Origin of the sequence: Streptomyces litchfieldiae (assembly GCF_031845365.1) — a bacterium.
In the GTDB taxonomy this organism is placed as follows: Bacteria; Actinomycetota; Actinomycetes; order Streptomycetales; family Streptomycetaceae; genus Streptomyces; species Streptomyces litchfieldiae.
Window position 1 is genome coordinate 189,565 of the sequence record NZ_JAVREL010000009.1, and the last position, 24,436, is coordinate 214,000.

The 24,436-nt window shown below is 71.6% G+C and carries 21 protein-coding genes, 1 tRNA gene and 1 pseudogene; 8 read left to right on the forward strand and 15 right to left on the reverse strand.

Annotated features, from left to right (window positions below; translation table 11 throughout):
* Positions 1–14: 14 nt before the first annotated feature.
* Positions 15–863, reverse strand: coding sequence for a helix-turn-helix domain-containing protein (locus tag RM590_RS17300; RefSeq protein ID WP_311705489.1), 849 nt, complete (start codon positions 861–863; stop codon positions 15–17).
* A gap of 128 nt (positions 864–991) precedes the next feature.
* Between RM590_RS17300 and RM590_RS17305 the strand changes: the two genes are divergently transcribed.
* Both RM590_RS17305 and RM590_RS17310 read left to right on the forward strand, forming a co-directional pair.
* On the forward strand, positions 992–1,933 hold the full coding sequence (locus RM590_RS17305) for an alpha/beta fold hydrolase (RefSeq protein ID WP_311705490.1): 942 nt from the start codon (positions 992–994) through the stop codon (positions 1,931–1,933).
* Between the two features lie 137 nt (positions 1,934–2,070).
* Positions 2,071–2,886: an SAM-dependent methyltransferase gene (locus RM590_RS17310; protein ID WP_311705491.1), complete on the forward strand. Its 816-nt coding sequence runs from the start codon at positions 2,071–2,073 to the stop codon at positions 2,884–2,886.
* A gap of 76 nt (positions 2,887–2,962) precedes the next feature.
* Here the strand turns inward: RM590_RS17310 and RM590_RS17315 are convergent, their stop codons facing one another.
* On the reverse strand, positions 2,963–3,886 hold the full coding sequence (locus tag RM590_RS17315) for a helix-turn-helix domain-containing protein (protein WP_311705492.1): 924 nt from the start codon (positions 3,884–3,886) through the stop codon (positions 2,963–2,965).
* 92 nt (positions 3,887–3,978) lie between these two features.
* Positions 3,979–4,221: a DUF397 domain-containing protein gene (locus RM590_RS17320; protein WP_311705493.1), complete on the reverse strand. Its 243-nt coding sequence runs from the start codon at positions 4,219–4,221 to the stop codon at positions 3,979–3,981.
* 226 nt (positions 4,222–4,447) lie between these two features.
* Between RM590_RS17320 and RM590_RS17325 the strand changes: the two genes are divergently transcribed.
* On the forward strand, positions 4,448–5,080 hold the full coding sequence (locus tag RM590_RS17325; RefSeq protein ID WP_311705494.1) for an ATP-binding protein: 633 nt from the start codon (positions 4,448–4,450) through the stop codon (positions 5,078–5,080).
* Here the strand turns inward: RM590_RS17325 and pdxR are convergent.
* Positions 5,010–6,515, reverse strand: a complete 1,506-nt coding sequence (gene pdxR, locus RM590_RS17330) for a MocR-like pyridoxine biosynthesis transcription factor PdxR (RefSeq protein WP_394813884.1) — start codon at positions 6,513–6,515, stop codon at positions 5,010–5,012. The two genes, RM590_RS17325 and pdxR, sit on opposite strands and share 71 nt — an antisense overlap.
* Before the next feature lie 32 nt (positions 6,516–6,547).
* On the opposite strand from pdxR, the gene RM590_RS17335 reads away from it, so the two are divergent.
* On the forward strand, positions 6,548–7,003 hold the full coding sequence (locus RM590_RS17335) for a carboxymuconolactone decarboxylase family protein (protein ID WP_311705496.1): 456 nt from the start codon (positions 6,548–6,550) through the stop codon (positions 7,001–7,003).
* Positions 7,004–7,017: 14 nt separating this feature from the next.
* Here the strand turns inward: RM590_RS17335 and RM590_RS17340 are convergent, their stop codons facing one another.
* A complete protein-coding gene (locus RM590_RS17340; protein ID WP_311705497.1) occupies positions 7,018–7,773 on the reverse strand; it encodes a thioesterase II family protein in 756 nt (251 codons plus the stop codon).
* 51 nt (positions 7,774–7,824) lie between these two features.
* Complete coding sequence (locus tag RM590_RS17345; protein WP_311705498.1) at positions 7,825–9,387, reverse strand: acyl-CoA carboxylase subunit beta; 1,563 nt, start codon at positions 9,385–9,387, stop codon at positions 7,825–7,827.
* A 222-nt stretch (positions 9,388–9,609) separates the two neighbouring features.
* On the opposite strand from RM590_RS17345, the gene RM590_RS17350 reads away from it, so the two are divergent.
* Positions 9,610–9,694 (forward strand) — tRNA-Leu (locus RM590_RS17350).
* 248 nt (positions 9,695–9,942) lie between these two features.
* On the opposite strand, the gene RM590_RS17355 is transcribed toward RM590_RS17350, so the two are convergent.
* From RM590_RS17355 to RM590_RS17390, 8 genes are all read right to left on the reverse strand, one after another.
* Complete coding sequence (locus tag RM590_RS17355; RefSeq protein WP_311705499.1) at positions 9,943–12,375, reverse strand: SpoIIE family protein phosphatase; 2,433 nt, start codon at positions 12,373–12,375, stop codon at positions 9,943–9,945.
* A 523-nt stretch (positions 12,376–12,898) separates the two neighbouring features.
* The gene (locus RM590_RS17360) at positions 12,899–14,173 is read right to left on the reverse strand and encodes an FtsK/SpoIIIE domain-containing protein (protein ID WP_311705500.1); all 1,275 of its coding nucleotides are present in this window, start codon (positions 14,171–14,173) and stop codon (positions 12,899–12,901) included.
* 33 nt (positions 14,174–14,206) lie between these two features.
* Positions 14,207–14,581, reverse strand: a complete 375-nt coding sequence (locus RM590_RS17365) for a helix-turn-helix domain-containing protein (RefSeq protein ID WP_311705578.1) — start codon at positions 14,579–14,581, stop codon at positions 14,207–14,209.
* The gene (locus RM590_RS17370) at positions 14,578–14,979 is read right to left on the reverse strand and encodes a hypothetical protein (protein WP_311705501.1); all 402 of its coding nucleotides are present in this window, start codon (positions 14,977–14,979) and stop codon (positions 14,578–14,580) included. Before RM590_RS17370 ends, RM590_RS17365 begins: the two co-directional genes overlap by 4 nt.
* Before the next feature lie 423 nt (positions 14,980–15,402).
* Complete coding sequence (locus RM590_RS17375) at positions 15,403–16,206, reverse strand: MerR family transcriptional regulator (RefSeq protein WP_311705502.1); 804 nt, start codon at positions 16,204–16,206, stop codon at positions 15,403–15,405.
* Positions 16,199–16,735 (reverse strand): VOC family protein, encoded by a 537-nt coding sequence (locus RM590_RS17380; RefSeq protein ID WP_311705503.1) that lies wholly within the window; start codon positions 16,733–16,735, stop codon positions 16,199–16,201. The genes RM590_RS17375 and RM590_RS17380 overlap by 8 nt, the downstream gene beginning before the upstream one ends.
* A gap of 210 nt (positions 16,736–16,945) precedes the next feature.
* Entirely contained in the window at positions 16,946–18,547 is a 1,602-nt protein-coding gene (locus tag RM590_RS17385) for an MFS transporter (RefSeq protein ID WP_311705504.1), read from the reverse strand.
* A gap of 92 nt (positions 18,548–18,639) precedes the next feature.
* On the reverse strand, positions 18,640–19,407 hold the full coding sequence (locus tag RM590_RS17390) for an SDR family oxidoreductase (RefSeq protein ID WP_311705505.1): 768 nt from the start codon (positions 19,405–19,407) through the stop codon (positions 18,640–18,642).
* A gap of 363 nt (positions 19,408–19,770) precedes the next feature.
* Between RM590_RS17390 and RM590_RS17395 the strand changes: the two genes are divergently transcribed.
* The 3 genes from RM590_RS17395 (at position 19,771) to RM590_RS17405 (ending at position 22,753) form a co-directional block, all read left to right on the forward strand.
* Positions 19,771–20,718 carry an RNA polymerase sigma-70 factor gene (locus RM590_RS17395; protein WP_311705506.1) on the forward strand — a complete coding sequence of 316 codons (948 nt, stop codon included), beginning with the start codon at positions 19,771–19,773 and terminating at the stop codon, positions 20,716–20,718.
* 124 nt (positions 20,719–20,842) lie between these two features.
* Positions 20,843–21,730, forward strand: coding sequence for a TIGR03619 family F420-dependent LLM class oxidoreductase (locus RM590_RS17400; RefSeq protein WP_311705507.1), 888 nt, complete (start codon positions 20,843–20,845; stop codon positions 21,728–21,730).
* 174 nt (positions 21,731–21,904) lie between these two features.
* Positions 21,905–22,753, forward strand: coding sequence for a phosphotransferase (locus RM590_RS17405; protein WP_311705508.1), 849 nt, complete (start codon positions 21,905–21,907; stop codon positions 22,751–22,753).
* A gap of 49 nt (positions 22,754–22,802) precedes the next feature.
* On the opposite strand, the pseudogene RM590_RS17410 reads toward RM590_RS17405, so the two are convergent.
* Positions 22,803–24,413 (reverse strand): annotated as a pseudogene (locus RM590_RS17410) (heavy metal translocating P-type ATPase); the annotation flags it as partial.
* Positions 24,414–24,436 lie beyond the last annotated feature (23 nt).

A 24,436-nucleotide genomic window follows, 5' to 3' on the forward strand; every position in this document is an offset into this window, starting at 1 on the left:
TCCCCGCCGCGCGGCTACCCGGCCAGTTCCGCCAGGTGCCGCGCGGTCTCCGCGTCGGCCGGCAGGAACGTCTCCAGCGCTAGCTCCGAAACCGTCACATCAACCGGGGTGTTGAACGTGGCGATGGTGGAGAGGAACGACAGCCGCCGGCCATTGATCCCGACGATCAACGGCAGGGCGAGCGGGCTGCGTTCACCGGCCCGTTCGTCGCCGCCGGGCGGCGCGGGGTAGGCGGCGACCTCCTCGTACAGGGCACGCAGCGGCTCGGAGCGGAGCAGCGCCAACTGGCGGCGCATCTGGTCCAGCAGATGGCCGCGCCACTCCTGGAAGTTGAGGATGCGGGGAGCGAGTCCCCGGGGGTGCAGCGTGATCCGCATCGCGTTGAGCGGCTGGGCGAGCAGCTCGGGAGCGACGCCGTCGAGCAGGAGCGAGGCGCCCCGGTTGGCTCCCCACACGCGGTAGGTGCCGTCCAGGACCAGCGCGGGGTAGGGGTCGTAGCCGGCAAGCAACCGGTCCAGGCCCAGCCGCAGCACCTCCAGCGCCGGGGAGTCGAGCGAGGACTCCGGGTACTCCGGGGCGTAACCGGCCGCCACCAGCAGGGCGTTGCGCTCCCGCACGGGAACGTCCAGGTGCTCGGCGAGCCGCAGCACCATCTCCCGGCTGGGCCGGGTCTTGCCGGTCTCGATGAAGCTGATGTGCCGGGCCGAGGAGTCGGCGCGCAGCGCCAGGTCGAGCTGGCTGACCCCGGCCCGCTGCCGCCATTCCCGCAGCAGGGGGCCAACGCCGGGGGTGCCGGTGGTCGGAGCGGCGGTGGTCGGAGCGGCGGTGGTCGGAGCGGCGGTGGTCAAGGCGGCGCTGGGCATGCCGCGAGCGTAACCCCCGGGCGCGGGGGCACACCACCTTTCGGGAACGCCCCCGGAGCCGGAGAGGTCCGCCCGGCGACGGGGCGTTCCATACTGGCCGCGGCACTGATCCCCGACAAGGAATGAGCATGGGCACCCAGCCGGAGGCAACGGTCACCCTGGACTTCACGACGGCGCCGGACGGCGTGCCGATAGCCACCCACACCTGGCTGCCGGCCGGCGACGCGCCGCGCGGCTGGGTGCAGCTCGTGCACGGCGCGGCCGAACACGCCCGGCGCTACGACGCGTTCGCGCGCCGGCTGGCCGCGCACGGCTACGCCGTGATCGCCTCGGACAACCGCGGCCACGGCGACACGGCCCCGGGCACCGGCGGCCTGGGGGTGGTGGGCGAGTCCGGCTGGCGGGCGGTGGTGGAGGACATCCACGCCGTGGGCGAGCGGGTGCGGGCCCGGTTCCCGGGGCTGCCGCATGTGCTGTTCGGGCACAGCATGGGCTCCCAACTGGCCCGGGACTACGCGCAGGAGCACGGCGGCGCGCTGGACGGGCTGATCCTGTGCGGCACGTTCCGCTCGCTGCCGGGGTGCGAGCCGGAGGCGGCGATCGCGCGGCTGGAGGAGGAGATCGCGCGCGGCGGGCGGGCGGCGCCGTCCGGGTTCGTGCCGGAGCTGTTCTCCTCGTTCAACGACCCCTATCCCTTCCGCACCGGCTTCGAGTGGCTGTCCCGGGACACCGCGGCGGTCGACGCCTATGTCGCGGACGAGCGCTGCGGCTTCCCGTTCAGCGCGGGACTGGCGCTGGACTGGGTCCGGGGCGTGCGGAAGATCAACGACCCGGCGGCGCAGGGGCGGATTCCCGCCGATCTCCCGGTGCTCGTCGTGGTCGGCGACCAGGACCCGTGCCATGTCGGCATGAACCTGGTGCACGAACTCCTGGAGGACTTCCGCTATCTCGGGACCCGGGATCTGGCCTGGCGGGCGTATCCGGGCGCGCGGCACGAGATCCTCAACGAGACGAACCGGGAGGAGGTGTACGCCGATCTGCTGGCCTGGCTGGCCGAGCACCCGCGCTGAGGGGGCGGCGTCACCCTGGGCATACGCCGCGTCACCCGGGGCATACGATCGGGCTGGCCGACGGAGAGTCAATTACCTGTGGCGCTCGGTAGATTCGGGTCAGTCAGCACCCGTGGACACAGGGAGAGAGTGGCAGCATGACCGAGACCGGCGGGGACGCGTCCCCCGACATCGATGTCAACGTGCCGAGCGTTGCCCGCATGTACGACTACGCCCTGGGCGGCAAGGACAACTACGCCGCCGACCGGGAGGCGTTCGAGCAGATCGAGATCACCGCGCCGAGCACGCGCCCGCTGGCGATCAACAACCGCCGTTTCCTCCAGCGCGCGGCCCGCATCCTGGCCGAGGACTACGGCATCCGCCAGTTCGTGGACCACGGCTCCGGGCTGCCGACCCAGGACAACGTGCACCAGATAGTCCAGCGGGTGGATCCGGAAGCGCGCGTGGTCTACATCGACAACGACCCGATCGTGCTGGCCCACGGCCGGGCGCTGCTGGAGGAGAACGACAACACCGCTGTGATCCAGGCCGACTTCCGGGACACCGAGGCGATCTTCGCGCACCCGGAGGTGGAGCGGCTGATCGATCTCTCCGAGCCGGTGGCCGCGCTGTTCGTTTCGGTGCTGCACTGCGTTCCCGACTCCGACGACCCGGGGGCGCTGGTGCGCCGGGTGGCCGACCGGCTGCCCTCGGGGAGCTTCCTGGTGATGAATCAGCTCGTCAGCGACGACCCCGTGCTCCGCAAGGAGTTGACGGACTTCATGCTGGAGAGCACCCGGGGGAACTGGGGCCGGGTGCGCGAAGAGCGGGATGTCCGGCGGTACTTCCAGGGCCTGGAGCTGCTGGAGCCGGGGCTGGTGGAGATCAGCACCTGGCGGCCGGACACGGAGCTCGGCCCGAAGCAGCAGACCACGGAGTGGATCGAGTTCGGGGGCGTGGCCCGCAAGCCGTGAGCCGCCGCCCGTCCCGGTGCGGACGGGGGCGCCGTCCTTGCCCCGTCCGCACCGGGCGGCGGGGCGAACGGCCAGGTCACAGGCTGCGCTTGAGCCCTTCGAGGAACCGCAGCCCGTCGAGGAACTCCTCGGTCTTGCCGTGCGGTTCGGCCGTGGCGCACAGGCTGTCCATGACCGCGAGGTAGTCCTCGACGTCCTCGCGCTTGTCGAGGTACAGCGCGCTGTTGAGCTGCTCCAGGTAGACGATGTCCGGCAGATCGGGCTCCAGGAAGCGCAGGATCGTCACCGGGCCGCCGGCCGCGGCCAGTCCGCCGAGGCGGAACGGCGCGATCTGGAGCGTGATGTTGGGCCGTTCGGCCATCTCGCGCAGATGCCGGATCTGCGCGCGCATCGCGTCGGTGCCGCCGAGCGGGCGGCGCAGCGCGGCCTCGTCCACCACGGCCCACAGCTTGGGCGCGTGCGCGTTGGTCAGCAGGCGCTGCCGCTCCATGCGCAGCTCGACGCGGCGCTCCACCTGGCGGTCGGTGGCCCGCGGGTTCCCCAGGCGGATGCAGGCGCGGGCGTAGTCGGGCGTCTGGAGCAGGCCGGGGATGAACTGCACCTCGTAGGTGCGGATCATCGACGCGGCCTCCTCCAGGCCGATCAGGGTCTCGAACCAGCTCGGCAGCACGTCGTTGTACCGCTGCCACCAGCCGGGCTTGCCGGCCTGCCGGGCGAGCGCCAGGAACTGCTCGCGCTGCTCCTCGTCGACCACGCCGTACAGCGTCAACAGGTCGGCGATGTCACGCTCCTTGGCGCCCACCCGGCCCAGTTCGAGGCGGCTTATCTTCGCGTGCGAACCGCGGATGGCGTCACCGGCGGCCTCCCGGGTGATGCCACTCGCCTCGCGCAGCCGGCGCAGGTGCGTGCCGAGCACGATCCGCAGAACCGTGGGTCCGCCGCGCGGGTGCGAGAGGATGTCCCGCACCGACGAGATGCGACCTGCCTGAGCTGACGCCATGTCTGTGTCCCCTGAGTGTTGAAACCGCGCCCAAGTGTTGCATTCTTCGGGCGCGGCGTACAGTCGCCCTCGGGACACTCAGCGTGATTCAGTCAGCTCCCGCTGATGAGATCGTCGAAGTCTCCGTCCTTGGCTCCCATGATGAAGGCGGTCATCTCCGCCCGGGTGTAGATGAGGGCGGGACCCTGCGGATCCCGGGAGTTGCGGACGGCGACCTCGCCGCCGGGCAGCCCGGCCACCTCGACGCAGTTCCCGTTGGGGTTGCTGCGCGCGCTCTTCCGCCAGGCCGCTCCCTCGATGCGGCCGGCGGGGACACCGTTGACGAACTGCGGCATGTCCACTCCTACGTCTGTCGTGCCTGCCATCCGGCGTGCGGCTCCGGACGGCTCCTGACCGCATACTGCCCAACTTCCGAGCGTTCTTGCACTTGTTCTTGCATCTGTTCTTGCATTCGTTATTTCAGGTGCACTTGCAGCGATACGCTGAGTCCACGAGGATGGACCCAGCGGAGCCGCCGCCGTGGGGGTTTCGGTCACGTGTCGTCACGTCGCGGAGGTCCAGATGACAGCTCTCCCGTTCGCCGTCATGGCGCCTGACCAGGCGCGGCGGTTGAGGGAAGGGGTCGTGGACGCGGGCGGATTCGCCACTTTCCCACTCGCCGTCGCCCGGGAGACGCCCGGTGAGGCCCGCAGGGCGACGCGAACCACGCTGCGGGGCTGGGGACTTGAGGCCCTGGTCGACGACGCGACCGTGGTCGTCTCGGAATTAGTCACCAACGCGCTGCGCTACGGCCTGCCCCCCTCCCGCCCGGCGCCCCTGCCGCCCGCCTCCCGGGAGCGGCCCATTCTGCTGAGCCTGGTGCACTGCGGCGGAGCCGTGCTGTGCGCCGTGTTCGACCCGGGCCACGACGTGCCGCGCGTCAAGGAGCCCGACTACTACGAGGAGTCGGGGCGCGGCCTGCACGTACTGGAGTCCCTGGCCGAGCGCTGGGGCTGGACGGCCCCAGACCACTACGGCAAGGCGGTGTGGGCCCTGCTGATGCGGCCGGGGGACGCCGAGCCCGTCGCCCCCGGCGCCTCCGACTGGGAGCCGCTGACCCGCCTGCTGCTCCTTCTCGAACTGCTCAGCGGTCCTTCGTGGTTGAAGTCGCTGGGCGCCTCGGCGGCGAAGACGGCCGTCGCGCACCGGCGTTGAGCGGCGGAAGGATTGCGCACAACGCGTCCAGCGCCGCCGCGAAGTCGTGGTCCGGCGGCGTTCCATAGCCGACGACGAGCCCGTCGTGCAGCGGCGGGCCGAACGACGCGTGCCGGTAACGCCCCAGCCCCGTCAGGGCGATGCCCCGCCGGCGCGCCTCCCGCACCACCGGCTCCTCCGTTCCCGGCGGCAGCCGGAGCACGGCGTGCAGCCCCGCCGCGATGCCCGTCACCCGGATGTGCGGGGCGCGCGCGGCAAGCGTGGCGACCAACTGGTCGCGCCGGCGCCGGTAGCGCTGGCGCACCCGCCGCACATGGCGGTCGAACCCCCCGGAGTCCAGGAAGTCGGCGAGCGTCAACTGGTCCGGGCTGCCAGCCGTCAGCTCCCAGGGCCCCTTCGCGGCGAGCACGTCGTCGACCAGGTGCCCCGGCAGCACCATCCAGCCGAGCCGCAGCGCGGGGCTGAGGCTCTTGCTCGCCGAGCCGAGGTAGACGACCCGTTCCGGATCCAGGCCCTGCAACGCGCCCACCGGCTCCCGGTCGTAGCGGAACTCGCCGTCGTAGTCGTCCTCCAGGACCAGCCCGCCCGTCGCGCGCGCCCAGTCCACCACCGCCGCCCGCCGCTCGGCGTGCAGCGGCACCCCCAGCGGGAACTGGTGCGCCGGCGTCAGCAGCACCGAACGCGCCCCGGTGTCGGCCAACGCCCCGACATCCGCGCCCAGTTCGTCGACGGCCAGCGGAACGGTGCGCACGCCCTCGGCGGAGAACAGCTCCTGGTGCAGGAACAGCCCGTAGGACTCCACGGCCAGCGGCGCCCGCCGCAGCTCCCGGACCCGCGCGAGCAGCCGCATCGCCTGGTGGGCGCCGGAGCAGACGACGATCCGGTCGGGGTCGGTCAGCACTCCGCGCGCCCGGGCGAGGTAGTCGGCCAGCGCCCGGCGCAGCTCGGGGCGGCCGTGCGGATCGCCCAGCCCGAACGCCTCGGTCGGCGCCGCGGTCAGGGCGCGGCGCGCCGACGCCAGCCAGGCGGCGCGGGGAAAGGCCCCGGCGTCGGGGCGGCCGGCCAGCAGGTTGACCGCGGGCGGCGCCACCGCCCGCCGGGGCTCGGGGACGCGGCGGCCCGGCGGGCGGGCGCGGGAGGCGGCGCGCGGCGCGACCCGGGTGCCGGAGCCCTGCCGGGCGACCAGCCAGCCCTCGGCGGCCAGCTCCGCGTAGGAGTCGGCGACCGTGTTGCGGGCGACGCCGAGGTCGGCGGCCAGGGACCGGGAGGACGGCAGCCGGGTACCCGGAGCCAGCCGCCCGGTGCGGATGGCATCGCGCAGCGCACGCATCAGACCGGCTCGGACGCCACCCCCGCCCGACAGGTCCAGGTGCAGGTCAAGGCCGGTGCCCTCGGGTGAAATGGCCCATGAATCCACCCCGTAAGTGGACCACATGACCGGCCACTCGCCCGCCTAGGGTCGGGGGCATGACGGCTCACACGCACACCCCCCGGATGGATCTCTCCCGCCTCGCCCCCGACGTCTACCAGGCCATGCTGGCGCTGGACCAGGCCGCCTCGAAGGGGTTCGACCCCACCATCGCCGAACTGGTCAGGATCCGCGCCTCCCAGATCAACCACTGCGCGCTGTGCATCCACATGCACAGCAACGACGCGCGCGCGGCGGGCGAGACCGAGGAGCGCGTCCTCCTGCTGAACGCCTGGGCGGAGGCCGGCGTCTTCAGCGAGCGGGAGCAGGCTGCGCTGGCGCTCACCGAGGCGGTCACGGTCCTCACCGACGGGTTCGTTCCGGACGAGGTCTACGAGCGGGCGGCGGCCCACTTCTCCGAGGAGGAGCTCGCCCGGCTGATATCGCTGATCTTCACGATCAACGCCTGGAACCGGATCGGCGTCACCACGCGGCAGGGACCGCGGCGGGGCTGACCGGGCCGGCCGGACTACTCGTCGTCGGTCCCTTTGAGGCTGCTCGTGATCAGCTCCAGCACCTCCAGCTGCCGGTCGACGAGGAAGAAGTGCCCACCGCGGAAGACGTGCATGTCGAAGCCGCCGGTGGTGTGCTCCGCCCAGGCGCGGGTCTCCTCGACGGTGGCCTTGGGGTCGTCGTCGCCGATGAGCGCGGTGATGGGGCAGCTCACCCGGGCCCCGGGATCCCCGCGGTAGGTCTCGATCGCGCGGTAGTCGTTGCGCAGGGCGGGCAGCACCATGCGCAGCAGCTCCTCGTTGTCGAGAACGCCGCTCTCGGTGCCGTTCAGGCGCCGCATCTCGGCGATCAGCCCGTCGTCGTCACGCTCGTGCACCGCCTCGTCACGGCGCGTGCCGGGCGCCCGGCGGCCGGAGACGATGAGCTGGGTCAGCGGCGCCGCGCCGGGCGTTCCCTCCAGGATGCGGGCGGCCTCGAAGGCCACCACCGCCCCCATGCTGTGCCCGAAGAACGCCCAGGGCCCCTCCTTCCAGGGCAGCAGGGCCTCGGCGACCTGCTCGGCCAGCGGCATGATGTCCGGCACCGGCGGCTCGGTCCTGCGGTCCTGCCGCCCGGGGTACTGGAGGGACAGCACCTCGATGTCGGGGTGCAGCGCCTGGGACACCGGGTAGTAGAAGCTGGCCGCGCCCCCGGCGTGGGGAAAGCAGACCAGCCGGAGCCGGCCCCTGGGGGCCGGGTGGAACCGCCGGATCCAGGTGTCGCTGTCTGCCATGGGGAACGCTTCCCTTCGCTCGCCTTCTCGGTGCTTCACATGCTGCCGTGGTTACTGGGGCGGGTTGCCGTGCTTGCGGGCGGGCAGATCGGCGTGCTTGCTGCGCAGCATCGCCAGTGCGTGGATGAGGACTTCACGGGTCTCGGCCGGCTCGATGACGTCATCGACCAGACCGCGCTCGGCAGCGTAATAGGGGTGCATAAGCTCTGCCTTGTACTCCTTGACCATGCGCGCCCGCATCGCCTCCGGGTCCTCCGCCGCCGCGATCTGCCGCCGGAAGATCACATTCGCCGCGCCCTCCGCCCCCATCACCGCGATCTCGTTCGTCGGCCAGGCGAACGCCACATCCGCCCCGATCGACTGCGAGTCCATCACGATGTACGCCCCGCCGTACGCCTTCCGCAGCACCACCGAGATCCGCGGCACCGTCGCGTTGCAGTACGCGTACAGAAGCTTCGCCCCGTGCCGGATGATCCCGCCGTGCTCCTGGTCCACCCCCGGCAGGAACCCCGGCACGTCCAGCAGCGTCACGATCGGGATGTTGAACGCGTCGCACATCTGCACAAACCGCGCCGCCTTCTCCGACGCCGAGATGTCCAGCACCCCCGCCAGCGACTGCGGCTGGTTCGCCACCACCCCCACCACCTGCCCGTCCAGCCGCGCCAGCGCGCAGATGATGTTCACCGCCCACCGCTCATGGACCTCCAGGAACTCCCCGTCGTCCACCAGCTCCTCGATCACCGCCCGCATGTCATAGGGCTGCTTGCCGTCCACCGGCACCAGATCCACCAGCGCCTCGCACCGCCGGTCCACCGGATCCTTGGAGACCACGGCCGGCGGGTTCTCCCGGTTGTTGCTCGGCAGCATCGACAGCAGATGCCGCACCTCGGCCAGACACGCCTCTTCCCCGTCGTAGGCGAAGTGGGCGACGCCGGAGGTACCCGCGTGCACATCCGCACCACCCAGACCGTTCTGCGTCACCCGCGCCCCGGTCACCGCCTGCACCACATCAGGCCCCGTAATGAACATCTGCGCGGTCTCCCGCACCATGAACACAAAATCAGTCAACGCCGGCGAATACGCCGCACCCCCCGCACACGGCCCCAACATCACCGAAATCTGCGGAATCACCCCCGACGCCCGCGTATTCCGCTGAAAAATCCCCCCATACCCCGCAAGCGCCGACACCCCCTCCTGAATACGCGCCCCCGCACCATCATTCAACGACACCAACGGCGCCCCCGCCGCCAACGCCATATCCATGATCTTGTGGATCTTCGCCGCATGCGCCTCCCCCAACGCACCCCCAAAAATCCGGAAATCATGCGCATACACGAACACCGTCCGCCCATGCACCGTCCCCCACCCCGTCACCACACCATCCGTATACGGCCGCTTCGCCTCCAACCCGAACCCCGAAGCCCGATGCCGCCGCAACACCCCCACCTCACGAAACGACCCCTCATCCAACAACAGACCAATCCGCTCCCGCGCCGTCAGCTTCCCCTTCGCATGCTGCGCCGCCGTCGCCGCCTCCGAAGGCCCCCCCAACGCCTCCGCACGAATCGCAGCCAACTCCGCCACCCGAGTCTGGAACGCCATCTGTGATCCCATGCGGCTCTCCTCCACCGACGCGAAGCCCACGATCCGAAACTGCCTGTTCATGAGTCTGCACAGCACGCTTATAGCCATCTAAAGTCCGACCTCGCCCACCCCTGTCGATCACCGTGCGCGCCCGGCCACTCACGGAGCGATAGCCGGGTGAGAGCACCCCGTAAGGCTTGGTATGGTTGATGCCGTCGCCGGGGGTACACCTGACCCGAGCGCACACCACCGGTCCGGGTGGCGGAATGGCAGACGCGCTAGCTTGAGGTGCTAGTGCCCGTTTAAGGGCGTGGGGGTTCAAGTCCCCCCTCGGACACAACCAGTACGCCCACGCGTGGTGCTGGCCGGGACTCGGCCAGCACCTCTTGCTTTTCAGCGCAGGGCGTTCAGCAGGTCGACGAGCTCGCGGATCTCCTGGCGGGCCCGAGCGGTGGCCGTTGCGGCCGGGGTCGTGGGCGGCGGGGCAGGGGATGCCGTCGGCGGTCAGGTGCTGGGCGACGGCCAAGATGCCGATCCCGTCGAAGGTGACGGTCCAGGTGCACAAGCCGGTTCGGTGCGTGACGCTCAGCGTGGCAGGGGGTGTTCGGTCCAGATGGTCTTGCCCGTGGCCGTTCGGCGGCTGCCCCAGCGTTCGGCGACCTGGGCGACAAGCAGCAGCCCGCGCCCGCCCTCGTCAAAGGTGCGGGCCCGCCGCAGGTGGGGGGCGCTGCTGCTGGCGTCGGACACCTCGCAGACGAGCGTGTCGCCGCGAATGAGCCGCAGTTGGACGGGCGGATTGCCGTAGCGGATGGCGTTGGTGACCAGTTCGCTGACGATCAGCTCGGTGGGGAAGGCCAGCTCGGCCAGCCCCCAGATGTCCATCTGTTCGACCGCCATCCGGCGGGCCCTGGCGACGGCCTCGGGGACCATGGGCAGTGGCCAGGTGCTCACCTGGTCGGCGCCGAGCACGGAGGTGCGGGCCAGCATCAGCACGATGTCGTCGGTGCGAGGACCGGGCGGCACCGTGCGCACCACCTGGTCGCAGAGGGCGTCCAAAGTCGCGGCCGGAGCGGCCAGCGCGTCCCGCAGCAGGTCGAGTCCGGCGTCGATGTCCCGGTCGGCGGCCTCGATCAGACCGTCGGTGTACAGGGCCAGCAGGCTGCCCTCGCCGAGGTGGACCTCGGCGGTCTCGAAGGGCAGGCCACCCAGCCCGAGCGGCGGCCCGGCGGGCAGGTCCAGGAACCGCACGGTGCCCTCGGGGGACACCAGGGCGGGCGGCGGATGGCCTGCCCGCGCCAGGTCGCACCGGCCGGACACCGGGTCGTACACGGCGTACAGGCAGGTGGCCCCCACCTCTCCCGAAGTCTCCTCCGCCTGCCCTCGCGTCTCCGGGCCCTCGTCCCGGTCGAGGCGGATGACCAGGTCGTCCAGTTGGGTGAGCAGTTCGTCGGGGGCGAGATCGACATCGGCGAGGGTGCGCACGGCGGTCCGCAGACGGCCCATCGTGGCCGAGGCGCGGATACCGTGTCCCACCACGTCGCCCACCACCAAAGCGACGCGACCTCCGGAGAGCGGGATGGCGTCGAACCAGTCCCCGCCGACGCCGCTGCCCGAACCGGCCGGCAGGTAGCGGTGGGCGAGGTCCATCGCTGCCGTTCTTGGCAGACGCCCGGGCAGGAGACTGCGCTGGAGAGCGAGCGCGGTCCGGCGCTCGCCGGTGTAACGGCGGGCGTTGTCGACGCTCACCGCCGCCCTGGCGACGATCTCCTCGGCGAGCAGCAGGTCGTCGCGGCCGAAGGCGTCGGGCGTGCGATGCCGCACGAAGTGCACCAGGCCGAGGGTGACGCCCCGGGCACGCAACGGCACCATCATCACCGAGTGCATCCCGTACTGCCACGTGCTCGCGGCGCGGGCCGGGTGGGCCGCCAGCCACTCACGCATCGGGGGGTCGCCCACCCTGTGGCGAGTGCCCTGTCCGGTGAGCAGCGCCCGGGACGGCGGGGTGCCGGGCGGACAGACGTCCGTGGCGCCCACCGCGACCACGGCCTCCGGGCACCCCGGGAGCACCGATCGATGGGCGGCGCGGCGGAAGACGACCTGCGCGGTGGGCGACAGTGGTTCCGGCTCGTCGCCCAGGACGACGGACTCCAGCAGGTCGACGGTGACGAAGTCGGCGAAGCCCGACACCGCCACCTCGGCCAGTTCCTCGGCGGTCCTGGTCACATCCAGGGTGCTTCCGATGCGGACGCCGGCGTCGTTGAGCACCGCCAGGCGGCGCCGGGCCCAGTACTGATCGGTGGTGTCGATCACCAGCGCCGACAGCCCGCGCACCGTGCCGGTCTCGTCCTTCAAGGGCGTGAGGAAGACCGACCAGGCGTGATCGCGGAGCTCACCGGAGGCCCGGGACGGCTCCATCTCGCGGTGGATCACCTCGCCGGTGCGCACAGCCTGCCGCTGAAGGCGATCGACCTCGCGAACGTCCGGGGTGGACTGAATCTCCGACAGCGTGCGGCCCTTCATCTCCTCCTGCGTCAGGCCCATGGCCTGGCTCATCGCCTGGTTGCAGGCCACGAACCGCGCCTCGCGGTCATAGACGGCCACCGGCAGCGGGAGCTGCGCGAGCGTACGCTCCCACAGCTCCGCCGACGCCCCGGCGGTCGGCCCCGAGGGGTACGTCACCGCCGCAGGGGTGAAAAGCCAGAGGAGCCCGCTGCCCGTGTCCGCCAGCAGCGTTCCCCGGAGCTGAGCGGAGACACGGTTTCCATCCCGGTGCCGCAACGACACGGCGCTCGTCCACGGCTCCCCGGCGGCCATGTGGCGCCGCGTGGCAAGGGGCAGCTCCAAGGCAAGAAGGTCGGTGAAGGGGCGGCCCACGATCTCCTCGGGCTCGCATTCGAGCAGGCGCCGGGCCCCGGCACTCCACACGATGACTTTCCCGTCGGCGTCGACGACGACCGCGAAATCCTCGGGCACTCCCGCGGACGCCGCACCTCCCGCGGTGCCGGGATCGTTGTCCATAGGAGACTCGCCCTCGTTCCTGCGGTGCCCTTGTACAGCGCCTGAAGCGCGCGCCACCTGCGCTTCCTCCGACTCCAGCATCCCGCCGCAGTCCCCACCCCTCAACCGATCGCAACACTCAGTAGAGCCTTGCTCACGCCGTGAGCCATCTCGCGAGCACGTTTCCCAGGCACCTGGCGAACAAGAAGCGCAGCGGGGCAAACCACGAAGAGTGGCCGTGCGCCCTTTCGGAAAGAAGCCCTGAAAACGAAGCAGCCACGGGGGATGAGTGACGCCGACTCCACCTGGAAGCGGCTGGCGGCCCTGAACGCTGATCCGGGGTCCGCGACACCACGGTGTCAGCCCTCGCATGGTGGGAGATCCGCAGACGCAGCAGCCGCCGTCTGGATCGTCAGGCACCACAAGACAGTAACTGTCGTCTGCGATTCATTTCCCCTTGCGGAGACGTCGATTCCACGGCTGAGCACCTGCGCCAGATGCCCAGCCAAGCAGATAACCCTGCAGGTCTCCATGTAGGCCGGGTTCAGGTGGCGGACTCGACAACCGGGCCCGGAGCGAACGGCTTGAGTGCCGGGATGTCCGGCGCCAGGTGCGCGGTGTCGCGGCAGCGGGCGGCGGCTTCGGCGAGGGAGAGGTAGGGGGTGCGGATGCGGGTCCAGCCGCCGGAGGTGTCGGCGGCGACGGCCAGGCCCGGGCGTTCGGCGGGGATGGCGCAGGCCGCGGTGACCGCTTCGGGGGCGATGTCGCCCAGCGCCATCTTGGCGGAGGCTTCGTCGTTCACCCGGTGGCAGACCCGGCCCGACAGCTGTGCACGGAGCATCGTGGCGCCCTTGCCCAGCTCGGCCCCGAAGCGTTGCCCGCACACCTCCAGGAAGATCCCGGCGGCCCGGCCCAGTTGTGCCAGCCGCACGAGGTGGGTGACCATCTCGTCCCGCCGCTCCTCGTCCTTCCTGCTCGCGGTGAGGAACAGCTCCGCCACCTCGTCCACGAACACGACGACCGGCACGGGACGTTCGTGCTCGACAAGGCCCCAGATGTCCGAGGTGATCTCCCCGTCCGCCACGCTCGGCGGGATGTTCTGCCGGGCGCGTATCAGGTCGTAGCGCTCCTCCATCAACGACACCAGGACCGGCAGCAGTTCGGCCGCTTCGTGCGGGTCGGTCGCCAGGGCGGAGAGCCGGGGCGCGAACGGCGCCAGCTCCACGCCCCGCTTGCAGTCGATCCCGACCAGGGCGACCGGCTGCGGCGCCACGTTCTGCACGAGTGTCCGGCCAGCCGGGCGGCGGAGTTCCACGCGGCGGGACTGGAGCGCTCCTGGCAGGTGCTGCGCGATCCCTGGGAGCGGTGGCTGGAGAGGCTGTTCGCCGCCGTTCAGTCGGACTGCGGCGGCATGATGCCCGGCGCCGAGCCGGGCGGCGCGGGATGGGACCGGCTGCGAGCCGGCCTCGGCCGCGCCGTGGCGGTACTGAGGGAGACCTATGGCCCGGACCACCCCGATCCGCGGCGCTCGGTGACGATCCTCGACGAGATCGTCCACGCGGTGGCCGACTTCGGTCACGTCAACGTCCACCAGCGGGACCGCCCGAACGGCGCGGCCCTTCACCAGCAGGTCCTGGTCGCCCGGCTCACGGTGGCCGCGGCGCTGGCGGCATGGGCCTGGCCGGTCATGCCCGAGGGAGCGGCCCGGCTGGCCGCCGCGCTGCGTCTTCCCGTCCCCCGCCCGGTGAACGAGCAGGCTCTGGCCCTCGCCCCCGCCCGGCACCCACCTGCCGCCGCCCCCGGCGCCGATCTTCGGCACCTAGACGTGCGGCGTCGGGGCCAGGGGATCAGGTCAGTCCAGCCAGCCGCGACGGGCTGCCCGGACCCCCGCCTCGAAGCGGCTGCCGGTGTTCAGCTCCTGCATCAGCTCCGACACCAGCCGACTCACCGTCCGCAGGGAAACGCCCAGCGCCCGGGCGATCTTCTCGTCCTTCATGCCGGAGGCGAGCATCCGCAGCACCGCGCGTTGCTGCTCCGACAACGCGTCCTCGGCCGGGACGGCGGTGTCGCCGTCCGGGCAGGGCGCGGCCGTGTACCAGCAGTACTCGAACAGGGTCCGGAAGGAGCGGACCAGGGCCGCGCCGCGCACCAGCACGGCGCCCGCCTCGGGGTCGTCCGGGTCGGCGGGCACCAGCGCGAAGTGATCGTCGACGAGCACCAGGTTCATCGGCACCACGGGCGACAGGCGAACCCACCCCCGGCGTCGCGACGCAAGCCGATCACCTCGGCAGACTCCGGCTGTGACCAGGCGTGCTGCGTGCCGATGGAGCGGACCCGGACGCCGCGTCCGATGACGAGCCGGTCGCGCTCCAGCGTCCGTTCCGGCAGCTCCCGGCCCAGGACCACCGGGAACAGCGAGCTGACGTCCTGCTGCGCGAAGTCCGCCATGTCGTTGAGGAATTGCTGGATTCGCCGGTAGTCGGCGACGAACTCGATCTCTGTCTCCGGGGCCGCCAGGTCTCCCCCGGTGGCCAGGAACCAGCTGGTGAGAGCGGAGAGCACCTCATGGAACCGGTCCGCCTGGTCCAGGTGCTCCCGCAACCGGAACCGTTCCTGATCGAGCACCCGCAGCAGCGCGATCTCCGCAGCACGGCCGTCACCCGGTCCCGGTCCCGCGCGGTGGGCCGCCCCGCCTCCAGCTCGTGCCGCGGCGCGTGCCGGGCGCCGGTCGGCGTGATCAGCCCCAGCCGCAGCAGCTCCGACCGGTAGTGCCCGGCTTCCTCGGGATCCAGGCCGAGTTCGGCGCAGACCTCCCCCGAAATCGGCCGATCCCCGCGACCGCACCTCCTGATACACCGCGATCACCGGGTCCTCCGCCACGGCCCCGCGCTGGTTCCGCCCTGCCCCGGCCACCATGCCGATACCCCCTCCCCGTATATGACCAGAGAGAACTCTGACATACCGCCGAGCAAGGGCAGCGGGCGGTCCCGGTCGTCGGGTCGGGCGTACGCGGCGGCGGCGCACGAACCGCGACAGGGGCACGACGCTCTACTGCCAGGTCGCGGTGTCGGGGTCGATGCTGTGGGCACGCGCGCTGGCGTCGATGACGCGCCGGAACCACGTCGCGAGCCCGGCGCGGATGCCGTCGTAGTGGGCAGCGAATCCCGGATCGGTCTCAAACGTGCGGCCGAGGCAGACCTGCATCTGCCTGGTGAGGGGAAAGTACGAAGCAAAAACCTCGCGGTGCCGCTCGACGAGTCGATTCGCCTCCGGGCTACCAGGCGCGACGCCGGCGTCCATCGCATCCCCCAGGGCGCGGTCGAAGCCGGCAACGGCGTCGGCGATGGCCTGCCATTCCTCCGGAGCGCGGGAGGCTGAGCGTTCGGCGTACTGCATCCATTGGGTGCTGTCTCCATAGCGCTGACGGGCCTGGGCGGGCCAGTCCGGGTTCCACTCGGGGCCGAAGATCGCGGCCTGCTGCTCGACGGTCAGCAGCAGGCCGCGCTCGTGGGCGTCGATCATCCGGTCCAGTCCGGCACCGAGCTGCTGGAGGCGCTCGATCCGTTCGGCGATCTGGGCGCGCTGCGCGCGCAGTGCGCCGGGCACGTCTGCGGTCGAGTCGTCCAGGATGGCCCGGATCCTGTCCAGGCCGAGCCCGATCTCTCGGTAGACGACGATGCGGTGCAGGCGTTCCAGATCACCAGCGGTGTAGAGCCGGTATCCGGCAGCCGTGCGCAGCGACGGTCGCGCCAGACCGATCTCGTCCCAGTGGTGCAGCGCGCGGACTGTCACACCCAGATGTGTCGAGACCTGACCGACGGTCAGGCCATCGGCGTCAGTGGCATCAGGCATGCTCCTCATTGTCGCCGCGACCGACGCCCGGTGCGGTGATCCCCATGGCGGCAAGGTCCCGCGCCTCCCGACTGGCCGGATCAAAGGGCTTCGCCGCGGTGAAAACGACCCGCGCGTTCTCGGGGGTGATCACCGTCACATCGCGGGTGGTCCAGGGAGTATCCCGGGGACCGTCCACCGAGTTCGGGCGCAACGCTCGACAGGCCTCGACAAGGGAATCGACCTGGCTGAGCACACACGAGAAACTGATGCTCATCGCTGGTGGCTCCTCCGGAACGCTCGCCGCCGGGACGAGGAGCACGTCCTGGAACGCCCACCGGCGCAGATGCACGACCGTGTCGGGTTTGCTGAACAGCTCGAAGAACCCGAGCCCACGAACCCAGAAGTCCACCGACGCCGCCACATCACTCGTGGGGATCGTCACGAACGCGGGCATTCCATAGATACCGCGGAACGGCTCCGGCGGAACCGCATCCGGGCCGGGAACGGGCACGGGGCTCATCTCAAACGCGTTGTAGTAGTCGCTCATGCGACCACCCTCCGGCCTCACGCAACGTGAGGGTCAAGCCGGATCGTGGGGTGGTGAGCGGTGCTACTCCCGCATGGGCGTATGAGCGAGCCGAGGTGCGTCCCCACGATCCTCGATGGGCTGTCCGGGCACGAGTGGAGCGTGAACGGCCGACCGAGCTGCTGGCGCCGTGGCTGGTCGACAACATCGAGGACAAGGGCCGGGCCACGGCTAGCCCGCGTGGATCGGCGTCTGGACGGCCGTGGCTTCGCGGTCGGCGCCCGCCTGCGCGGCCGCCGTCGGGCCGGCTTGGCGGCCGGGTGCCTTGGCGTTGATGAAGGCGCCGGCGATCAGCGCGGCCAGCAGCATGATGCCCGCGGAGATCCAGGTCGCCACGGAGTAGCCGTGCACCGTCGCCTCCGCCAGTGCGGCCCTCACCTGCGGCGTCTGTTCGGTGGGGTTGATCCGGTGGTCGGTCAGCCAGTTCGTGGTCGCGCTGGCGGCGATCGTGTTGAGGAGCGCGGTGCCGACCGACCCGCCCACCTGCTGCATGGTGTTGAGGGTCGCCGAAGCCGCCCCCTGCTCGTGCGGGGCGACGCGGCTGGTGGCCGTGGAGATGGCCGCCATGAAGGTGACGCCCATGCCCAGGCCCATCAGGCAGATGCCGGGCAGGACGTGGCTGAGGTAGGTGGCGTCGACATCCATGGAGGCCAGGAAGGCCAGGCCGCCGGCGGCCAGCGTCAGGCCGGGGATGATCAGCGCCCGGGCCGGCACCCTGTGCAGCAGCCGCACCGAGATCTGCGTGGAACCGATGACCATGCAGACGGTCATCGGCAGATAGGCCGCACCGGTCTTCAGGGGCGACCAGCCCTTGATGCCCTGGAGATAGAAGGTCAGGAACAGGAAGACGCCGAACATCGCGATGGTGACCAGGGCCATCGTCAGATAGGCGCCCGCCCGCTGACGGTCCTTGACGATGTGCAGGGGAAGCAGCGGCGTCCGGGCGCGGGTCTGCCACAGGGAGAAGATCCCGAGGATCAGCACGCCGCCGATCAGCAGGGTCAGCACCCGGGTGTCGTCCCAGTCGCGGGACTCGGCCTCGCTGAAGCCGTAGACGATGGACAGCACGCCGGCGGTGCCCAGCACGGCGCCGAGGATGTCCAACTGGGCGCCGGTCCTGCGGCCGGGGTCCTTGAGCATCACGACCGCGCCGATCACCGCGACGGCCGCCACCGGGGCGTTGACGTACAGGCACCAGCGCCAGTCCAGGTACTCGGTCAGGAGGCCGCCGACCAGCATGCCGATGGCGCTGCCGGCGCCCGCGATGGCGCCGAACACACCGAACGCCTTGCCGCGTTCGCGCGGGTCGGTGAAGGTCGTGGTCAGCAGGGACAGCGCGGCGGGGGCCAGCAGCGCGGCGAAGACGCCCTGCAGGGCGCGGGCCGCGAAGAGCATGCCGGGGCCGGTGGCGGCGCCGCCGAGCGCGGAGGCCCCGGCGAAGCCGATCAGGCCGATGACGAAGCTGCGCTTGCGTCCGAACAGGTCGCCGAGGCGTCCGCCGAGCAGGAGCAGGCCGCCGAATGCGAGGGTGTAGGAGGTGATGGCCCACTGCCGGTTGCCGTCGGTCAAGCCGAGGTCCTGCTGGGCGGACGGCAGGGCTATGTTGACGATGGTCATGTCCAGCACCACGATCAACTGGGCGAGGGCGATGACCACCAGGCCCCACCAGCGGCGGGGGTCGGGGGGCGGCGGGGCTGCTCCGCCCTTGTCCGGTGGGGTGTCGGGGCTGACGGGGCGTGCGGGGGCGTTTTCGGGCGGGGCTGTGTCGGCCATGTGTCGGGATACCTTCGAACGTGTATGTGCCTGGGGTCGGTTGGGGTCGACCGCAGCGGGTGGGCGCCGCGCCGCGGCACGGAACGTCCCGATCAGGGGTGGGTGTCGAGCCATTCCTGGAAGGTGGGGCCGGCGAGCTTGGCGTGCGGACCGGGCAGGAACGCGCCGCCCGCCGCGATCTCGGCGTCGGGCATGCCGGAGCCGTCGACGTCCACGACCCTGATGCCTCGGCGCGCACCGAGGAGTTTGGCCGCCTCGGCCATGATCTCCCTGCGAGGGCCGGCGATCTCCGGGATCGGTGTTCCGGGGGCGGGCTGGGCGGGCGCGTCGGGGTCGGTGGCCAGGTCGACCAGCGTCTCGGCCACGGTGCGGCAGGCCACGAGCTGGGTGGGCAGGGCCGGGACGTAGGCAACGTCGCCCTGCCGCCAGTCCAGTAGCTGACCGACGAGTTCATGGAACTGCGCGGCCCGCAGAATGCGAGCGGGCAGCGGGCCGGACAGGTTGGCCTCCTCGTGTATCTGCTGGGCGGCGATGAAACCCGCGGTGGCCTTGTCGGCGCCGATGATGGAAACGGCGACGATCTGGCCGACTCCCGCCTTCTGGCCGGCCTTGTGCAGATTGCGGGTCGCCGTCCGGAAGAACTCCGTGGCGGCCTCCTGGTCGGAGGCGTGCCAGGACGCGACGTCGATGACGACGTCGACCCCGGTGAGCGCCTCGGCCAGTCCCTCACCGGTGATGATGTCCACGCCGGTGGCGCGGGACATCGGCACGACCCGGTGCCCCCGTTCAGTGAGAACGTCCACGACGTGGCGTCCCAGTCGCCCGGTTGCTCCCGCCACCGCGAACTTGTTGATGGTCATGTTCTGTGGTGCCTTTCTTGAATGCCAGGGGTGTGGGCGTTAGTCGTTAGTCGCTGTAACTCCGGCCGCGGGGCATCCCGGGAATCGGCTTGGCGATAAGAGCGGCGGGGGCGAAGAAGCCGGGGCGGTCGTGGGTGTGGCCATGGCGACGTCTCCCCTTCTCAAACTCGGCTCGTGGTGTTGCGTGCCGCCCCGGATCGGTCGTTCGCGCGGCGTTCCGACGAACACCAGACGCCGGCACCCCGGCCCCCGTAACAGCCCCGGCCATGTGACGTAGGCCACCGATCGGGGGTGTTACAAAACGGCGGGGACCGGCGTCCAGTGCGTGGAGCAGGGCCCAGAACGAACAGGCGGGAGCCAGGCATGAGGGAGCGCAGCGAACGGATCACGGGCACGGCCGAACCGCTCGATCGTGCCGACCGGGCGGACTCGGTGGACTCCGCCACCGAGGTGTTCGTTGCCCACCGCAATCTGCTGTTTACCGTCGCCTACGAGATGCTCGGTTCGGCCGCCGACGCCGAGGACGTTCTGCAGGAGACCTGGCTGCGCTGGGTGGGCGTCGATCTGGCCACCGTGCGGGAGGAGCGTGCGTACCTGGTGCGGATCGTCACCCGGCAGGCGCTGGACCGGATGCGTGCGCTCGCTCGGCGTAAGGAGTCCTACGTCGGGCCGTGGCTTCCCGAGCCGTTGCTGACCGCGCCTGATGTGGCCGAGGACGTCGAACTCGCCGAAAGCGTCTCCATGGCGATGCTGCTGGTGCTGGAGACGCTCGCGCCGACGGAACGGGCGGTGTTCGTGCTGCGCGAGGTTTTCGACCTGGACTACGACGAGATCGCCGAAGCCGTGGACAAGAGCTCGGCCGCGGTCCGCCAACTCGCCTATCGGGCACGGGCACACGTCGCCGCGCGCCGACCGCGCGGCACCGTCTCCCCGGCCGAGAGCCGAGCCGCACTCCAGGCCTTCCTGCGAGCGGTCGAAACCGGCGACTTGCAGAGCCTGCTCGACATCCTCGCACCGGACGTCGTCGCCCTGAGCGACGGCGGCGGAGTCAAACATGCCCTGCTGCGGCCCATCATGGGCGCGGACAAGGTGGCCCGCCTGCTGGCCGTCGGCTGGTGGAAGCGCGACGCCGAACGGTCGGCGGAGCCGGTTCAGATCAATGGCGGCCCGGGGCTGCTCGTCCGGATCGACGGGGAGATCGACGGCGTGGTGGCGGTGCGGGTGGAGAACGGCTATGTCACCGGGGCCTACCACGTCCGCAACCCCGAGAAGCTGTCGCGCGTGGTGCGGGAGACCGCCGTCAGTCGCTGAGGCCGGAACCACGGTCACCGCCGCTGCCACCCCGGACTGATGGCAGGCTGTCGGGCGTTGCAGGTGACAAGGCCGCCCGGTGACCGTCCCGTTCACCACCAGACCACCAACGAAAGGCCCGCCCATGTCCCTGCTGCGCCTCGGCGTCTCCCTTCAGCCCCGCTGGCCGCTCGACGACGGAGCTGCCGTGCTCCGTGCCGCGGGCCGTGCCGAGGACCTGGGTTTCGACCATGTAGCCGTCGGCAACCGCCTCTTGGACAGCGGTTTCGGCCTCGACACCGATCCACTCGTCCTGCTGTCGGCCGTCGCGGGCGCGACGACGCGCCTGCGGCTACTGACGTCCGTGCTCGTCGCGCCGTACTACCCGGCGCTGGTGCTCGCCAACCAGGCGGCCACCCTGGACGTCGTGTCCGGAGGCCGCCTGATCCTGGGCGTCGGCACCGGGTGGAACCCCGACGAGTTCGACGCCGTCGCCGTACCCGCCCGGGAACGCGGCGCACGCACCGACGATCACCTCGCGGCCGCCAGGGCCCTGTGGGCGCGGCGGCCCGCCGACTTCGACGGGCCGTTCACGAGACTGCGCGCCGCGCACCTGGGGGTGCCCCCGGCCACCCCCGGCGGTCCGCCCGTATGGGTCGGCGGCCACAGCGACGCCGCTCTGCGTCGTGCGCTCCGGTTCGGCGACGGCTGGTACGGCACCGGCGCGGGCGCCGCGCAGGTCACCGACGTGCGACGTCGCCTGCGCGAACTCGCCGCCGACCCAGGAGATGCCGACCGACTGACACTCGCCTCGGCCGCGTTCCTCACCCCGCCCGGCATCCCCGCGGTGGTGCCGCCACCGGGCCGACCCATCGGCGGTGCCGCGCCCACCGCGGCGAGCGTCGCCGACGACCTCGGGCGGCTCGCCGAGGCGGGGCTCACCGCTGCCAGCCTGTGGCTGCCCGTCGCGGCCGAACACGTGGAGAAGGCCATGGAATGGATCGCCGCCGAGGTCATGCCGCAGCTGACGTGATGCCCCAGGTGGGCGGCGCACGCGGACGCCGGCCCGGGCTTTGCCGTTGACACGTCCCGTTGGCCTTCCCTCGTGTCCGGCGCGCATGGCACAGTCCTCACCGTGTCGTTGGATGAACTGCCGGACTGGTTGCCGGCCTGGTGTGCGGACCAGTTGGGGGACGAGCCGGTCGGGGTGCTGTTCGCGCTGCGGTCGATTTCCTCGGTGTTCGGGCTGCGGTTGGCCGGTGGGCGGGACGTCGTGGTGAAGGCGCGGGAGGACGACGGCCGGGCCGCGTCGTGCGTTGCCGCCCAGGCCCGGCTGGCGGAACGGGGGTTTCCGTGTGCCCGGCCGCTCACGCCCGCGGTCGGCGTCGGTGCGCTGGCCGTGCACGCCGAGGAGTTCAGGCCCGGTGGTGAACTGCTGCCTGGCGATACGCCGGATGTCGCCGTGCGCTATGCGGCCGTGTTCGCCCGGCTGATGGCCGAACTGGCCGACGTGACCGTCGTGCCGCCGCTGCCGAATCCGCGCTGGGTACGTTGGGACCACTCGGATTCCGGGTTGTGGCCGGCGATCGGTTTCCTTGACGAACGGGACCAGAGCGCCGTGCCCGCGTACGTCGTCGACACGGCCGGGCGGGCCCGCGAGCGGTTGCTGGCCGCCGACCTGCCGTGCGTGCTGGGCCACGCCGACTTCGAAGCACAGAACCTCCGCTGGCACGACGGCCACGTGTGGGCCGTGCACGACTGGGACAGCCTGGCGTGGCAGCCCGAGGCAGCGCTGGTGGGAGCTGCGAGCAGCGTGTTTCCCAAGACCGGACCGGCCGTACTTCCGCCGATCGAGAGTTCCGAGGCGTTCTTCGGCGCCTATCAGGACCTTCGGGGGCGCCGGTTCACCGTGAAGGAGCGGGAGATCGCGTGGGCGGCCAGCCTGTGGCCGGCGGCGCACGACGTCCGTTGGGAAGCACTGCACGGCAATCCCCCGGTGTCCCATGACCCTGTGCGCGCACAGGCGGCCGAACGCCTCCGCCGGGCGAACGCCTGACGGGTCGTCGGTCGACCGGGTTCACGGTGCTCGACGTGCTGGAGAACCGTCAGAGTTGGGCTTCGGCGCGGGCGCGGCGCCAGGCGGCGTCGCGCAGCAGGCGCAGGCCGTTCAGGCCGACGATGACGGTGGAGCCCTCGTGGCCGGCGACGCCCAGGGGCAGCGGCAGGTGTCCGGCCAGGTCCCAGACGACCAGGACCCCGATGAACGTCCCGGCGATCACCAGGTTCTGGGTCACCAGCCTCCGGGCGCGGCGGGAGAGGCTGACGACGGTGGGGATGCCGGCGAGTTCGTCGCGGACCACTACGGCGTCGGCGGTCTCCAGCGCGAGGTCGGAACCGGCCCTGCCCATGGCGATCCCGGTGTGGGCAGATGCCAGCGCGGGAGCGTCGTTGACCCCGTCGCCGACCACCAGCACCTTCCGTCCGGCGGCCTCCCATTCCCGCACGGCGGCGGCCTTGTCCTGGGGCAGCAGCCCGGCGCGGACGTCGGTGATGCCAACCTCGTCGGCCAAGTGCCTGGCGGCCCGGGGGTTGTCGCCGGTGACCAGAACCGGCGGCCGGCCGGTCAGCGCGGTCAGGGCGGCGGTGGCGGCGGCGGCCTCGGGGCGCAGCCGGTCGGCGATGCCGAGGACGCCGATGGGGGCGCCGTCCCGGGTGACGAGCACCGCCGTGCGGCCGGTCGCCTCCAACTCGGCGGCCGCCTCCGCGGCGGCGTCCGCCCGTGGCCCGGCCAGGCCCTCGAGGAGCCGGGCCGGGCTCCCCACGGCGATCTTCGCCCCATCGATGGTGGCGGTCACCCCCAGGCCGGGCGTGGAGGCGAAGTCGTCCACGCTCCGGACCGTCAACTCGCGGACACGCGCGGCGTCGACGACGGCGCGCGCCAGCGGGTGCTCGCTGGGGCGCTCCGCTGCCGCAGCCAGGGCGAGGAGGCCGTCCTCGTCCTGGCCCACGTCGGGCAGGGGGCGCAGGTCGGTGACGCGCGGGGTGCCCTCGGTGAGGGTGCCGGTCTTGTCCAGGGCGACGGCGTCCACCTGGCCGAGGCGTTCCATGACCACGGCCGACTTGACCAGCACGCCGTGGCGTCCGGCGTTGGCGATGGCGGACAGCAGCGGCGGCATGGTCGCCAGCACCACCGCGCAGGGCGAGGCGACGATCATGAAGGTCATCGCCCGCAGCAACGCGTCGGACAGGGCCTCCCCGAGGGCGAGCGGCACGGCGAAGACGGCCAGGGTGGCGGCCACCATGCCCAGGCTGTAGCGCTGTTCGACCTTCTCGATGAACATCTGGGTCGGCGCCTTGGTCCCCGATGCCTCCTCGACCATGGCCACGATCCGGGCGATCACCGAGTCGGCGGCGTCGCGCTCGACGCGTACGGTCAGCGCCCCGGTGCCGTTCAGCGTCCCGGCGAAGACCTCGTCGCCGGTTGCCTTGGCCACCGGCAGCGGCTCGCCGGTGATGGTGGCCTGGTCGATCTCACTGGCCCCGTCCACCACGCGGCCGTCGGCGCCCACCCGCTCACCGGGCCGGACCAGGATCGTGTCGCCCACCGCCAACTGCTCGGTGGGCACGGTCTCCTCGGCACCGCCGGGCAGCAGCCGGGTGGCGGTGGTGGGGGCGAGATCGAGCAGGCCGCGCACCGAGTCCTCGGTGCGGGCGGAGTCGGAGACGATCCAGCCCCTTC

Excerpts from the sequence above, each read along its gene's own strand:
- RM590_RS17315 (WP_311705492.1), bottom strand. The coding sequence starts at position 3,886 with ATGGCGTCAGCTCAGGCAGGTCGCATCTCGTCGGTGCGGGACATCCTC.
- pdxR (WP_394813884.1), bottom strand. The coding sequence starts at position 6,515 with ATGTGGTCCACTTACGGGGTGGATTCATGGGCCATTTCACCCGAGGGC.
- RM590_RS17305 (WP_311705490.1), top strand. The coding sequence starts at position 992 with ATGGGCACCCAGCCGGAGGCAACGGTCACCCTGGACTTCACGACGGCG.
- RM590_RS17395 (WP_311705506.1), top strand. The coding sequence starts at position 19,771 with ATGAGGGAGCGCAGCGAACGGATCACGGGCACGGCCGAACCGCTCGAT.
- RM590_RS17340 (WP_311705497.1), bottom strand. The coding sequence starts at position 7,773 with ATGGCAGACAGCGACACCTGGATCCGGCGGTTCCACCCGGCCCCCAGG.
- RM590_RS17400 (WP_311705507.1), top strand. The coding sequence starts at position 20,843 with ATGTCCCTGCTGCGCCTCGGCGTCTCCCTTCAGCCCCGCTGGCCGCTC.
- RM590_RS17300 (WP_311705489.1), bottom strand. The coding sequence starts at position 863 with ATGCCCAGCGCCGCCTTGACCACCGCCGCTCCGACCACCGCCGCTCCG.
- RM590_RS17375 (WP_311705502.1), bottom strand. The coding sequence starts at position 16,206 with ATGCCTGATGCCACTGACGCCGATGGCCTGACCGTCGGTCAGGTCTCG.
- RM590_RS17380 (WP_311705503.1), bottom strand. The coding sequence starts at position 16,735 with ATGAGCGACTACTACAACGCGTTTGAGATGAGCCCCGTGCCCGTTCCC.
- RM590_RS17335 (WP_311705496.1), top strand. The coding sequence starts at position 6,548 with ATGACGGCTCACACGCACACCCCCCGGATGGATCTCTCCCGCCTCGCC.
- RM590_RS17310 (WP_311705491.1), top strand. The coding sequence starts at position 2,071 with ATGACCGAGACCGGCGGGGACGCGTCCCCCGACATCGATGTCAACGTG.
- RM590_RS17345 (WP_311705498.1), bottom strand. The coding sequence starts at position 9,387 with ATGGGATCACAGATGGCGTTCCAGACTCGGGTGGCGGAGTTGGCTGCG.
- RM590_RS17385 (WP_311705504.1), bottom strand. The coding sequence starts at position 18,547 with ATGGCCGACACAGCCCCGCCCGAAAACGCCCCCGCACGCCCCGTCAGC.
- RM590_RS17365 (WP_311705578.1), bottom strand. The coding sequence starts at position 14,581 with ATGAACCTGGTGCTCGTCGACGATCACTTCGCGCTGGTGCCCGCCGAC.
- RM590_RS17355 (WP_311705499.1), bottom strand. The coding sequence starts at position 12,375 with ATGGACAACGATCCCGGCACCGCGGGAGGTGCGGCGTCCGCGGGAGTG.
- RM590_RS17325 (WP_311705494.1), top strand. The coding sequence starts at position 4,448 with ATGACAGCTCTCCCGTTCGCCGTCATGGCGCCTGACCAGGCGCGGCGG.
- RM590_RS17390 (WP_311705505.1), bottom strand. The coding sequence starts at position 19,407 with ATGACCATCAACAAGTTCGCGGTGGCGGGAGCAACCGGGCGACTGGGA.
- RM590_RS17320 (WP_311705493.1), bottom strand. The coding sequence starts at position 4,221 with ATGCCGCAGTTCGTCAACGGTGTCCCCGCCGGCCGCATCGAGGGAGCG.